This window comes from Aggregatibacter segnis ATCC 33393 (assembly GCF_000185305.1).
Taxonomy (GTDB): domain Bacteria; phylum Pseudomonadota; class Gammaproteobacteria; order Enterobacterales; family Pasteurellaceae; genus Aggregatibacter; species Aggregatibacter segnis.
The window spans coordinates 19,417-33,083 of record NZ_GL622200.1 but is presented as its reverse complement, the minus strand read 5'-3'; the positions used below and the strand labels follow the sequence as shown (position 1 = coordinate 33,083).

The following is a 13,667-nucleotide window of genomic DNA, read 5'->3' as shown; positions in this document are numbered from 1 at the left end:
GATAATATGACACAACAAATTTTTACCGGTTTTCCAACCCGCCGTTTACGCCGTATGCGTAAACAGGATTTTAGTCGCCGCTTGATGGCGGAACATAAACTGACTGTTGATGATCTGATTTATCCCGTATTTATTATTGAAGGCGAAAATCATCGTGAAGCTGTGCCTTCCATGCCAAACGTAGAACGTTTAACCATAGACCAACTGTTAATTGAAGCGGGTTTATTGGTGAAATATGGCGTGCCGGTGATTGCGCTGTTTCCTGTGGTAGAACAGGCGAAAAAATCCTTAATGGCGGAAGAAGCCTATAACCCGAACGGCTTGGTGCAACGCGCAGTGAAAGCGCTTAAGGCTGCCTATCCGGAACTTGGCGTGTTAACCGATGTGGCGCTTGACCCTTACACCGTGCACGGACAAGACGGCATTATCGATGAAGAAGGCTACGTACTGAACGACATCACCACCGACGTATTAATCAAACAAGCCCTTTCCCACGCAGAAGCCGGCGCAGATGTGGTCGCGCCAAGCGACATGATGGACGGACGCATCGGCAGAATCCGTAGTGCCTTGGAAGAAAAAGGCTTTATTAACACCCTCATCATGGCTTACTCCGCTAAATATGCCTCCAACTATTACGGCCCGTTCCGTGACGCCGTGGGCTCTTCCGGAAACTTAAAAGGCGGCGATAAAAAGACCTATCAATTAGATCCGGCTAACAGCGATGAAGGCTTGCAAGAAGTGGCATTAGACTTGGAAGAAGGTGCTGATATGGTGATGGTGAAACCGGGTATGCCATATTTAGATTTAGTCTATCGCGTAAAACAACAATTCGGCGTACCAACCTTTGCCTACCAAGTTTCCGGTGAATATGCTATGCACATGGCGGCGATTCAAAACGGCTGGTTAAAAGAAAAAGAATGCATCATGGAATCTTTACTTTGCTTCAAACGTGCCGGCGCTGACGGCATTTTGACTTACTTCGCCAAACAAGTGGCAGAGTGGTTGTATTTGGAAGGAAAGAATAAATAATTTCTTGATAGAAGATCTAAAGAAAAAGCCGAATAATCCTATTCGGCTTTTTTATACAGAAAGTGCGGTGGAAAAAACACATGATTTTGTGACCGCACTTTTATCTTTTATTGCAACAACGAAATATCCGCCACTTGTAAGAACAAACCTTGCAACGTGTTCAAAATGGCTAAACGGTTTTGACGCAATTTCGCGTCTTCCGCATTCACCATCACATTGTCAAAGAAGTTATCTACCGGTTGACGCAAGCCGGCGAGTTTATCCAACACCGCCGTATATTCGCCTTGTGCGATTAACGGCTGAACTTCTTTTGCCAAACTTAACACACTTTGGGCAAGTACTTGTTCTGCCGGTTCAACGCATAACGCCACATCAATTGCGCCAATGTCGCCTTCCGCTTTCGCCAAAATATTCGCCACACGTTTATTGGCGGCCGCCAAAGCTTCCGCAGAATCAAGGGTACGGAAATGTGAAACCGCACGCACGCGCGCATCAAAATCAGCCGGACGAGTTGGACGACGCGCCAATACCGCTTGAATCACGTCCACCGCAATGCCTTCATCTTGATACCATGCACGGAAACGACCGAGCATGAAATCCACCACATCGGCAACCACATTTTGATTCGTGAGTTTATTACCGAAAAGTGCGGCTGATTTTTTCACTAAATCTTCTAAATCCAGTGGTAAGTTTTTCTCTACGATAATACGTAATGCCCCTAATGCTGCGCGACGTAATGCAAATGGGTCTGCGCTGCCTTTAGGCGCTTGTCCGATACCGAAGATACCCGTTAAGGTGTCAAATTTATCGGCTAAAGCGACCGCACTTGCCACCAAAGATTTAGGCAATTCATCACCGGCAAAGCGTGGCATATATTGTTCGTTTAACGCCACTGCGACCTCTTCGTCCTCACCGTCATGACGGGCATAATGCATACCCATTACGCCTTGTGTATCGGTGAATTCGAATACCATGTTGGTCATTAAGTCACATTTTGATAGCAAACCTGCACGTTTTGCTTTCGCTTCGTCTGCACCAATTTGTTTTGCAATTTCGCCTGCCAGTTGCTCAATGCGGTCTGTTTTGTCTTTTAATGTACCCAATTGTTGTTGGAATAACACGGTTTCTAAGCGTGGTAAACGATCAACCAGTTTTTGTTTTAAGTCGGTTTTGAAGAAGAATTCCGCATCGGTTAAACGTGGGCGAACTACTTTTTCGTTCCCTTCGATAATCGCGGTTGGATCTTCAGGGTTGATATTCGATACGAAAATAAAGTGCGGTAATAATTTTCCGTCTTTGTCATAAATTGGGAAATATTTTTGGTCGCCTTTCATCGTGTAAACCAAGGCTTCCGCAGGCACCGCTAAGAAGCGTTCTTCAAATTTAGCCGCTAAAACGTTTGGATATTCCACCAAAGAAGTGACTTCTTCAAGCAAGCTTTCTTCAATATCAGCCACGCCGCCAAGTGCGGTCGCTTTTGCTTGAGATTTTGCAAGAATTTCGGCTTTACGCTCATTGAAATCTGCCACCACAGAACCTTTTTCACGCAATAATTGCGGATATTGGTCTGCATGTTGAATTTCAAATTCTTTTTCACCTAAGAAACGATGTCCGCGAATGGTGCGTGCGCTTGCTACACCTAAAATTTCGCCTTCGATTAACTCATCGCCTAACAACATAGTCACGGTGTGAACCGGACGAATAAACTGCACGGTTTTATCTGCCCAACGCATTGGTTTTGGAATTGGTAATTTCGCCAACGCATTTGCCACAATATCGTTCAGCAAGTTTTTGGTCGGTTGACCTTCAATTTTTGCACGGTGAACAAGCCATTCGCCTTTATCAGTCGCAATGCGTTCTGCTTGCTCAACGGTAATGCCACAACCACGCGCCCAGCCTTCTGCCGCTTTAGTTGGTTTACCTTCCGCATCAAAGGCAGCAGACACTGCAGGCCCTCGTTTTTCGATTTCTTTGCTCGGTTGTTGTGTCGCCAAGTTCAACACTTTCACCGCCAAACGACGCGGCGCCGCAAACCATTCGATCTTGTCGAAGGTTAAGCCCGCTTGGTTTAATTCCGCCTCAACGTTATCCGCAAAAGAGGTTGCTAATGTTTTGAGAGCTTTTGGTGGCAGCTCTTCTGTGCCGATTTCAACTAGGAAGTTTTGGGTTGTCATTTTGTTTCTCTTATTCAAAATTAGCGATAGAAGTTCATATCTCTATATCTATGCTCAATAATTTGGTCTGCTGGTTTTAGCCAGTGAACATTTTGGATTAGACTAGCGCAATCAATTCCTCCATTTTTATCCACCTGTGCAGATAGAATTTCAAATTCATCTTTATTGGAGAAATTTTTTATCTCTGTTAAGCGTTCATCTGTAAAAGCAGCCATAAGAAATCTATCATATGGCATATTAGTGCCAATAGTGCCTGTAGAGCACCATTGTAGAGCAGATCTTCTCCCTTGAAACTCTCTTGTTATCGGTTCTCCCATGATCTGGATAACTTCAGATTCTGTCATCCCAACCCTTAAATACTTTGCATTCTCAAGTGGTTGCTTAGTCCAATTTTCTTGATGCACTGGTTGCTCAATACTTGTCTCATCGTGAGTATCTGGTGTTGCTTCACAACCTGTCACAGAAAATCCAATAAGACCAACAATAAACGTTTTTAACATTACTTTTTTCATAGTAGTAATCCTTAAGGTATTTTAGTTTAGAGATAAATCAATAAATCGTATCAATTTAATTACTTTCTTCATTATCACTTCTGCCAAATCTCCCCTAACCCCTCTTTGCTAAAGAGGGGATTGGCTCTTTGCAGAGTTAAATATCTATGTTTTACTTTAACGTTTTTTGAAAGCAGATAATTTAATCTATATTGAAATTAAAATGTAAATGAGTCAGTTACTATCAATTTACTCAAGAAATCCCCCTCTTTAGCAAAGAGGGGTTAGGGGAGATTTGGCAGAAATTAATCCAACCTCACACTTAATCCGCCCCCACATTCTCCAAAAACAAATAAATCTGCTCTATTACACCTTCAATTTCACGCATGACTTCATCATTGCTAAATCTCATCACCGTAAAACCAAGTGAATTTAATTCTGCATCTCGCAATGCATCTTTTTCCTGATAATCAGGCTCATAGTGCTGACTACCGTCCAATTCGATAATCAGCTTTGCTTTCGCACAATAAAAATCAACGATATAACTTAAAAGTGGCTTTTGTCGATTAAATCGAAATCCTAATAATTGATCTCGATTGATGCGTTGCCATAACTTTCTTTCCGCATCTGTTTGATCCACTCGCAATTTCTGCGAATTCTCTTTTAAGTATCTTTCATAGGGTTGCATGAACGCTATTTCATACCCTTTTCAACACTCTCACTCAACACCTGTTGAAACCGCTCGTAATCACAAAAACCCTTTTCATCTTTTTCACAGCCTTTGAGGGTTAATGCTGTTTGGTTTGGTGGTGTCGTTAAACTTAATGGCGTGATGTTAATCAGCTGGTCGGTGGTTTGATACACATAATCTAACTTAAATTTGAGCTTACCACTTGGTTTGTGCTTCCACACTTCAAATAGCAGCTTGCCACCGATTGGGATATTTTCCAACGAATCATCTAATTCATAAGGCTCAACGCCTAGTGCCGCAAGCAGAGCGACAATATTAGAATCGTGTCCAACCAACAAGCTAATTTTGTTTTCACTATTTAGCTGTTGCTGAATAAATGCCAATAACGGGTATGACGTATTTTGTGCTAACGTTTCGTTGTTTTTAAATAAAGTGCGGTAATATTCGTTTTTAATTTCGTTAATTGCACGCCATTTTTCTTGGCTATCCACGCGGCCGTTTGCGATTTCTGCATCAGGCTTACCCACATAATGGGCGAGCAATAATGCACTGACAATTTTCTTCCCTGTGCTAATAGCGCCGGTAATTTTAACCGATTTGCCGTCTTTAATACTGTATTCACCGACTTTTCCACCTAAATCACATTCGCCTTTTTGCACGCAATTTGGTGAGTTTTTGTAATCGATGATTTCACTTAATAGCGCATAATTCGGCGCTAATTTTTGCTGTAAAGCGGTTAAATCAACGTTATTTTTTGCCGATTCAATCAAGGCTTGACTTGGATTGTGCGCCTGCGTGTTAAAAATTGGATCTTTTTCTGAACCAATTTTACCATGATGTTGCAGTTGAACATTACAGCCCGCAAATGCGCCAGCCACAATGGCTTGCCCTGTTGCAATGGTGCGTTGCACTCCATTGGCATAAGCGAAAATACCTTCGCCCGATGCACAACGTTCAGTTGTTAATAACCCTTTATCTGCAAGCCATTGACCTAAATATTGTCCGAAATAGGTTTCTAACACCGTCCCTTTTGCCGTGAGATGACCGGATGGCACATCCCATTTCGCCCACGTATAGGGGGAATATTTTGCCATTTCCTGTGGATCTTTTTCCACCGGCGAGCGCAATCCATGACGACTAAAAATCAAGACTTTCTCAAGTTCATACTCTGCACTCGGTGTATTTGGGCGATGTTCCTCAGCAAATACACCGCCCGCAAAGGCAGAACCAAGCAAAAGTGCGGTCAGAATTTGAGGTGTTTTTTTCATCTTTTTTACCTTTCTAAATAAGAATAATTCGATAACTGCACAATGCTATCATCTTTTGTGCTTATTTCTGTCGGGTTCGATTGCTTTACCAACGATACCCTACTTTCAAACCAAACTGATGTTGTTTATCCAACTGTTTGCCACGAGATTGGGCAGCATAGGTGCTAACCTGCCAACCGCCTAAATCAGCACTTAAGCCAATTTCTTGCTGCCAATAACGGTCAAAACGTTGCATCAATGGTGCCTGATTTAACTGCACAGTGAGTTTGGAATCGGAAGCATCCACATAATTTACGCTAAGTGATGGACGAAGGGTTACACCTTGCCATAGCATAAACGAATAATCCACCATCACGCCCGCTTGGTAAACATTAAAATTCGCCGCCGGCACATGAATTTCTGATTGCTCATATTGGTAATTTTCGCCGGAAATGTGGTAGCGATGAAGACTCATATTTGGTTTAACAGCAAGTTTGCCTAAATTGATTTGATACCCCACCCCTGCGCCTAAAGCGACAATATGGCGTTGAATATCCGCATCTTGCAATTCACCGCGAATTTCACCCGCACTTGAGCCATAACTCATGTCTGCTGTGATGTTCAAGCCGTTAGCAAAATCATATTTGCCGAAAGCCGATAACATCATCAGACGATTTTTGTTTCGGATATTGTCATCAAAAGTATTCTTTGCTCGGGCATGAGAGAACAATAAACCGACGCGGTAGTTGTCATCAATATGTTGTGTCCCTAACTGGGTTAAATAGCTTTCTTGCTTGTAACCACGGAATTCATCTGCCTCATAACGACGAGAAGCACGAACCGTATTTACCCACACATGTGACTGGCTCTCTCCAACAAGATGTTTATTTAATTCATCGATAATAAGCAAAGCGCCGTTCACACTTGCAGATAACTCGGATAAGGCGCTATTTGAATAACGGCTGATCATCTCTTTTTGCGTTTGCGCATCTGCTTTGCGTTTTTGTTCGGCTTTACGTTTTTCTGCCTCGATTCGTGCAGTTTCCTCTGCTTTACGTTTATTTTCCGCAATTCGAGCTTCTTCCGCTTTACGCTTTTCTTCCGCGATTCGAAGTGCTTCCTCTAGCTTACGTTTCTCTTCAGCGGTTTTTGCCGCTTCTTCTGCCTTGCGTCTCTCCTCAGCAAGTCGTTTTTCTTCTGCTTTACGTTTCTCTTCGGCGATTCGTGCTTCTTCCGCTTTGCGCTTCTCTTCCGCTAAACGAGCCTGTTCTGCCAATTCCAGTTCTTTTTTCGGATTGTATAAACGGTAATCGTGATTATCATTTTTCAGCTCGTAGCGATATGTCCCCGCATCGACTTTGCCATTTACCAAAGAAACCTTAACGTTATCGGTTTGAGCAGCATTTGTAAGAGTCAATAAACTGAGCTGTTGCAAGGTTTGAGGCTCTACGCCGGTATTGCGTACGTTTAACACAAAATCACCTGTTGCCAAGCCATTCACTGTCACGTGTGCGCCTTTATTTTCTTGCAAATGAGTAGGATAACTAAACGTTCCCTTTCCGCTTAAATCACCTAGCACCGTAAGTGTCTTAAATATTTGATCATTCGCTTGAGATGCCATATCCGTACCAAGGGTCACTTGCCCGTTATTGAGGCTTAAATTACCGATTATTGTACTGTTCGGTAACATCCAGTTTGCGTTGTCTGACAAAGAAACCAACGTCTCTTTACTTCCCTGAATTTGATGATCAAAACGAGTATTAACGAAATTTAATTTTGCTAGATCAGAAAGCGTTGCGTTGCCCCTCAAAGTCGCATTTTCAACCGTTGCTGAGGCTTGGTTATTAAGTGAAAGGGCACCGGTTTGGGTGGCTTTATGTGCCAAGTGATATTGACTTTGCCCGTTTAACACCACATTACCCATAACATCTGCAAGTCCTACAACCGATAATTTCGCACTGTCGTTCAGGACAAAATTACCATTGATTTTGCTGCGTTCAATGCTGGCAAAGACTTTATCGGATAAGGTTTGGTTGGCGCATTTCGTCAGCCCCGTCCAGTCAGAACGCGTACAAATGAAATTCGCTTGTTTGTCGGTCACACCTAATGTGGCATTGGCGTTGTTGCTTAATTGCCAATCGCCGTTTATCGCAGAAACGTTTCTAGAAACGACCGCACTTCCACCGTTAATAATGTATTTTTCCGCTTTAAAGGTACGGCTTAGCCAGTCATCGTCAATCACCACTTCCCCTTGCGGGCGACCAATTAATGCCGGTCGGTTTTGATGGTTATAGGCGTGAGGTGTTGGGCGACCACTAAAGACCAAAGTACCGTTTTCTTGCGTAATATTGCCGTTTAAATTAGAGCCACCCGACAATAAAAAGACGCTATCGGCGTGCGTAGGTTGATAAACGACATTTAACCGACCGTTATGAAGAGCGGTATTAGTTTCACCAAACCAACCGTTAAACGCCGTAGCTTTGGATTGATTAATGTTGTTTTCATTATTGATTTGTGCATTACCCAAAATCGTGACAGTGGCTTCCGTGTCTTTGTTGTGGTTGACAATTTGTGCACCTTCATCGGTATTTTGAATGCGATTAAAGGTAAGCGAATGACCGTTAAGATCTAAACGGCCACCACGGAAGCCGAAATAAATATTGTTCGGATTGACTTGGTCGGCACTTTCTAATTTCACCGTTGGGCGACCGCTCACAATACCTAATTGCTTGAAGGCTTGTTTTTTGCCTTGCTCGTCAGCTTGTTGATTTAAAACGACAACACCATCCCCTACACTGATATCACCAAGGTTTTCGCCTTTGCCATTAACCAACAACGTGCCTTGCCCAATTTTAGACAAACGATCGCCTGCCGGATTTTTGACTTTCCATGTGACCGTACTGCCTTCCCCTACGGAAATACCGGCTCCTTTCCACGTTTCATCAGTGGTAGGCTGCACTACAAAATCCCCTTCAAAGGTCAACCCACCGGCTCCCTGATCAATATTATTTTTCAGGGTTATCGTGCCACTTTGCATATTTCCAAAGTAAATGTTCTTACCGTGATGCTGTGCCGGCATATAAGGGTTTGGACCACCATATCCAAAAAATTCATCTCTATCGGAAGACGGCAGGTTGTAATTAGCAAGTGGCGTAGTCGCAACAACACGATTGCCCTTGGTTAGAGTGCCACTGCCATTGCCGCCTGCAATCCAGTCATAAGACGCTGCTGTAGGTTCAAATACTGTGACCAAATCTCTTGCAATGATTTCATCCAAATAATTCTTACGTGCAATTTGGTAGGTATTCTCTTTGCCTTGATAAGGGTGGCCACTACGCAATACGCCATTTAACAGCCATTTCCTCGCAGTTTTATCGTAAATAAACATCGGGGAACCACTGTCACCGCTAGAACCGGAAATCGGTAACGGACCATATTGATTCGGATGACGTACATCACCACTTAAACTAACCTCACCATTGTTCGCCCAACCTTGCATAAAGGTATTGCCTGCAGTGAGATAGTTATACGCCATGGCAATATGATTGCCATTGTCATTATCATCACGCAAAAATTGCCAACCGCTACCAATTCGCACCCGCATTGGATACTTGTCTAAATCGCTATAGGTGCTGCCCTGCATATTTGACACCATTTCTATGGGGGCAGCTTCTGTGACAAATTTGGTTAATCGAGGGGTATGGTAGTCCGTCATGTAAGGGTGAGTGGGATCGTTTTTATAATTATTTCGTTTTACGATGTTATAACTGAATCGATGCTGATCGGGGTTATTGCCTTCCATGCCGAAATCAACATTTCGATAGCCCACGTTATGTGCCACGCTGACGATATATTGATCGCCCACTAGCGCCGCCACACCATTACGACTAACCACCGAGAAATCTATCATCGGTGCATTTTGCATCATGGTGCCGATAGATTCGCCTTTTTTATTCACCACCGCAATATTTTGCGCGCCAGGCGTAAACTTACCTTTATTCTCAGCAAAATCACGAAAATACTGATAATCCACACCGGAATAGACATGTCCGGCAAAAGCCATTGGGCTGACGTTTAATGCCACAAACAGCGCAATAAATTTAGGTTGAGAATATCTCTTTTTCATAAAACGGATTTAATAAAATTGAACGAGGTTTATCAAAATTCACCGAATTTAAGTACGGGGCTAATCTCAAGCAAAAACGGTTTTTAATTGGGTTTGATCCAAAATAACGCGATCATCATCTAACAATAATGCTGGGAAACCGGCATAACCTTGTGCTTTCGCCTCATCAAATGCAGGATGACGATCACGTAAACGCAACCATTGTTTCAAATTAGGGATAGAAGACAATACTTCCACTTCCTCATATTCCACACCAAGGCGTTTTAATTCCGCCACAAACGGTGCAGTATCAGGGCATTGCTCAGCATAATAAAGAATAGGTTTCATCACAGCTCCTTATCCTTTATTTTCCACAGCAAGTGCGGTTGGATTTGGCGTTGGTTCGCCGATTTTGGTTAGGCGGTTACGATCACGATGCTCAAATAGTTCGTCGTAATTTGGGATGATCATTGTGGTAATTTGATCATAAGACCACGTGCCATCCTCATGAATTTTCACCGTAATCTCATAGCTTTCTGTGGTGAAAGATTGTTCAATAAACGGATTCGAGATAATGCCATTCGTTAGAGAGCCACGCACAGCTTTTAGCGTAAATTCTTTCGCATCCGGTGCGGCATGACCGGTGGCAATGAGGCTTTGTCCACGTGGAATACTTAACGACAAAGAAATCGTGCCGGTTGCCGGTTCCCATAACCAATAGCCCACTTGATCGTGAAAGGTTTCCACTTCATCCGGCTGCACAATCCGCGTGTGATAACGTAAGCCGTAATACAGTTGTGGGCCATTCGTTTGTGCATCAATCGGTTGCAATTCATAATGTTCGATATAAGGATCTTTCTCCGGCCCTTCCGCCTTTGGATTGATATCCAAACCGCGCTTGCCCTCCCAAATGCCAGCCATCGGCGCTAAAGGCCCTAAATTTGCCAGCGTGTTTACATCCGGTTCCGCTTCGGTGTAAATATCGTCCGGATATTGAAAATCGGTCATGATGCTCTCCTTATATCGTTGTGTTGAAACATAAAGTGCGGTGACTTTTCGCTTTATTTTTTACAACCCGGGAAACCTAAGGCTTCACGACTTGCATAATAAGCTTCCGCCACACCTTTGGTTAACGCACGAATGCGTAAAATATAGCGTTGGCGTTCAGTAACGGAAATGGCTTTGCGTGCGTCTAACAAGTTAAAGCTGTGTGCCGCTTTTAAAATACGCTCGTAAGCCGGCAATGGCAGCGGACGTTCTAATGCCAATAAACTTTTGGCTTCTTTTTCATATTGATCGAAGCACTGGAATAAGAAATCGGTATCCGCATATTCAAAGTTATAGGTGGATTGTTCCACTTCATTTTGGTGGAATACATCGCCGTAGGTGGTTTTGCCAAGCGGACCATCAGACCAAACTAAGTCATACACGCTGTCCACGCCTTGAATGTACATCGCCAAACGCTCTAAACCGTAGGTCACCTCGCCGGTAACCGGTTTACATTCTAAGCCGCCCACTTGTTGAAAATAGGTAAATTGGGTCACTTCCATGCCGTTTAACCACACTTCCCAGCCCAAGCCCCATGCGCCTAAGGTTGGGTTTTCCCAGTTATCTTCCACGAAACGAATGTCGTTTTTGGTCGGGTCAAAGCCAAGCATTTCAAGAGAACCTAAATACAACTCTTGAATATTGTCCGGAGAGGGTTTAATCACCACTTGGAATTGGTAGTAATGCTGTAAACGGTTCGGGTTTTCGCCATAGCGACCATCGGTCGGACGGCGGGAAGGTTGCACATACGCAAACGCCATCGGCTCAGGGCCTAACGCGCGTAATGCGGTCATCGGGTGAGAGGTACCGGCGCCCACTTCCATATCAAAGGGTTGCACAATGGTGCAGCCTTGGTTCGCCCAGTATTCTTGTAAGGCAAGAATCATGCCTTGGAAAGTTTTTACATTAAATTTTGTCATAATATGTTCTGTCTATTTAGGTGGAGAAAATGTGTGCCATTATACTGAAAACACAAGGCGGGATAAAGGAAAGGCGAAAAAAAGTGCGGTGGAAAAAACATGTCGATTTTTCACCGCACTTTAGGCAGCATCATGTAGTAAATCCTACGGATTAGCTGCCTGCTTTTTTGCCAAAATTCCGTCAAGATTGGTTTCCAACCAATCCACCAACTCAAACATTTTATTGGACGCCTGTGAGCCGAATTCCGTCAAGGTGTAATCCACTTGTGGCGGCACGGTGTTATAGGATTTACGAATTAACATGCCGTCCGCTTCCAGTTCCTGCAAGGTTTTTGTCAACATACGTTCACTCACGCCATCAATGGCTCGGCGAAGTTCACTAAAACGCTTGGTGCCGCAATGCAAACTCACCAACACCAACGCCCCCCAACGACTGGTTAAATGCTGCAAAATTTGCCGGGAAGGACAGGCAGAAGCCAATACATTGCCACGCTCAACACTTTTTTCCATTTTTATTTCCTTAAAAATCAATAGATTAAAAATTATTTTCAAAAAATTTCAAAACTTACGTTTATGTAAGTACTTCTCAAAAGTAAGTTTTGAAATATAATACGTCACATCAAGCGAACAAGCAAATGTTCAAACATCATTTCAACTTAACGAGAAGGAAAACATCATGACAACGAAAACTATCGCAATTACCGGTGCAACAGGTCAATTCGGCGCAATCGCGTTAAATTTATTAAAAGCCAAAAACGCCAACGTCATCGCACTTGTGCGTTCCCCGGAAAAAATTTCCGGCGTAGAAGCTCGCCAATTTGATTATTCAAAAACAGAAGGGCAAGTAGAGGCATTAAAAGGCGTGGATACGTTAATTTTGGTGTCAAGCAATGAAATCGGTCAGCGTTTTGTACAGCACAACAACGTGATTGAAGCGGCAAAAAAAGCAGGCGTGAAACACATTATTTACACCAGCTTACTCGGTGCCACTAATGACAATACGGTAAAATCCCTTGCCGGTGAATACGTTGAAACCGAAGCCGCATTAAAAGCCTCCGGTATCATTTACACCATTTTACGCAATGGCTGGTACACAGAGAACTATACCGCGTCCATCCCAGCAGCGTTGGCAAACAATGCTTTCTACGGTTCAGCAAAAAATGGAAAAATTTCGTCTGTACTTCGTGCAGAACTTGCTGAAGCAGCGGTAAACGTTACATTAAGTGAAGGTCATGAAAACCAAACTTACGAGCTTGCCGGATCAACCAGCTGGACATTAGCTGACCTTGCCGCAGAAATCAGCAAACAAACAGGTAAAGAAATCCCTTACGTGGATATTCCTGCAGCAGACTATACCGCAGCACTTGTGCAAGCAGGATTAGATGAAGGCTTTGCAGGCTTAATTGCACAATGGGATGTGGATGCGTCAAACGGTGCATTATTCTCAGAAGACAAAACCCTTGAGAAATTGCTAGGTCGCCCAACGGCAGGACTGGATGTGGCGGTGAAACAGGCGCTGTAATTGTTCATTTGATCTGTGTCCCTTAGATTAAGCGCTCCTCAAAAATAATTGGCAAGAGAATAAAAAAGAGCGGTCGATATAAAAACACTTTTAAAACCGACCGCTCTTTTTATTTTATTTTTAAACACTCCCCGCCTTTTCTATCACCAAAATCCGTGCTTCGCCTTGCGGGTGGGCAACGTGTTCAGTGCCGATGCCGGCATAAAAAATATCGCCGGTTTCTAGCAACACTCTTTTGGCTTCGCCGCGCTCTTTGTAGTGCATTTCCACCACACCGTCCATCACCGCAAAAACTTCCTCGCCATCATTGATATGCCATTTATAAGGCTCATCCGTCCAATGTAACCGCACGCTGATGCCATTCATTTCAGTGATATCCAAACCGCCCCAAGCGCGGGTGGCGGTAAAATCTGCGCTACGGATAATTTTGTGTGCCATGCT

The 13,667-nt window shown here is 43.6% G+C and carries 12 protein-coding genes; 2 read left to right on the top strand and 10 right to left on the bottom strand.

The features are described from left to right. The first annotated feature begins 6 nt into the window (after positions 1-6). Entirely contained in the window at positions 7-1,029 is a 1,023-nt protein-coding gene (gene hemB / locus HMPREF9064_RS09195; RefSeq protein WP_005715588.1) for a porphobilinogen synthase, read from the top strand. 107 nt (positions 1,030-1,136) lie between these two features. Here the strand turns inward: hemB and glyS are convergent, their stop codons facing one another. The 9 genes from glyS to HMPREF9064_RS09240 all read right to left on the bottom strand — a co-directional run bounded on the left by glyS (position 1,137) and on the right by HMPREF9064_RS09240 (position 12,214). Then, positions 1,137-3,203, bottom strand: coding sequence for a glycine--tRNA ligase subunit beta (gene glyS / locus HMPREF9064_RS09200; protein ID WP_005715585.1), 2,067 nt, complete (start codon positions 3,201-3,203; stop codon positions 1,137-1,139). Between the two features lie 20 nt (positions 3,204-3,223). Next, positions 3,224-3,715, bottom strand: a complete 492-nt coding sequence (locus HMPREF9064_RS09205) for a hypothetical protein (protein WP_005715583.1) — start codon at positions 3,713-3,715, stop codon at positions 3,224-3,226. Between the two features lie 301 nt (positions 3,716-4,016). Further along, a complete protein-coding gene (locus HMPREF9064_RS09210) occupies positions 4,017-4,382 on the bottom strand; it encodes an endonuclease domain-containing protein (protein WP_005715581.1) in 366 nt (121 codons plus the stop codon). A 5-nt stretch (positions 4,383-4,387) separates the two neighbouring features. Next, positions 4,388-5,653 carry a histidine-type phosphatase gene (locus HMPREF9064_RS09215; protein ID WP_005715580.1) on the bottom strand — a complete coding sequence of 422 codons (1,266 nt, stop codon included), beginning with the start codon at positions 5,651-5,653 and terminating at the stop codon, positions 4,388-4,390. Positions 5,654-5,738: 85 nt separating this feature from the next. Continuing rightward, positions 5,739-9,758 (bottom strand): S6 family peptidase, encoded by a 4,020-nt coding sequence (locus HMPREF9064_RS09220; protein WP_005715578.1) that lies wholly within the window; start codon positions 9,756-9,758, stop codon positions 5,739-5,741. A gap of 66 nt (positions 9,759-9,824) precedes the next feature. After that, the gene (locus tag HMPREF9064_RS09225; protein WP_005715575.1) at positions 9,825-10,085 is read right to left on the bottom strand and encodes a hypothetical protein; all 261 of its coding nucleotides are present in this window, start codon (positions 10,083-10,085) and stop codon (positions 9,825-9,827) included. Between the two features lie 9 nt (positions 10,086-10,094). After that, positions 10,095-10,745 carry an FABP family protein gene (locus HMPREF9064_RS09230; protein ID WP_005715573.1) on the bottom strand — a complete coding sequence of 217 codons (651 nt, stop codon included), beginning with the start codon at positions 10,743-10,745 and terminating at the stop codon, positions 10,095-10,097. A gap of 53 nt (positions 10,746-10,798) precedes the next feature. After that, positions 10,799-11,707 carry a glycine--tRNA ligase subunit alpha gene (glyQ, locus tag HMPREF9064_RS09235; RefSeq protein WP_032997723.1) on the bottom strand — a complete coding sequence of 303 codons (909 nt, stop codon included), beginning with the start codon at positions 11,705-11,707 and terminating at the stop codon, positions 10,799-10,801. Between the two features lie 141 nt (positions 11,708-11,848). Further along, positions 11,849-12,214, bottom strand: a complete 366-nt coding sequence (locus tag HMPREF9064_RS09240) for a winged helix-turn-helix transcriptional regulator (RefSeq protein ID WP_032997722.1) — start codon at positions 12,212-12,214, stop codon at positions 11,849-11,851. A gap of 166 nt (positions 12,215-12,380) precedes the next feature. Between HMPREF9064_RS09240 and HMPREF9064_RS09245 the strand changes: the two genes are divergently transcribed. After that, the gene (locus HMPREF9064_RS09245) at positions 12,381-13,226 is read left to right on the top strand and encodes an SDR family oxidoreductase (RefSeq protein ID WP_005715567.1); all 846 of its coding nucleotides are present in this window, start codon (positions 12,381-12,383) and stop codon (positions 13,224-13,226) included. 120 nt (positions 13,227-13,346) lie between these two features. Here the strand turns inward: HMPREF9064_RS09245 and HMPREF9064_RS09250 are convergent, their stop codons facing one another. Next, a complete protein-coding gene (locus tag HMPREF9064_RS09250) occupies positions 13,347-13,664 on the bottom strand; it encodes a cupin domain-containing protein (protein ID WP_005715565.1) in 318 nt (105 codons plus the stop codon). Between the last annotated feature and the right edge of the window lie 3 nt (positions 13,665-13,667).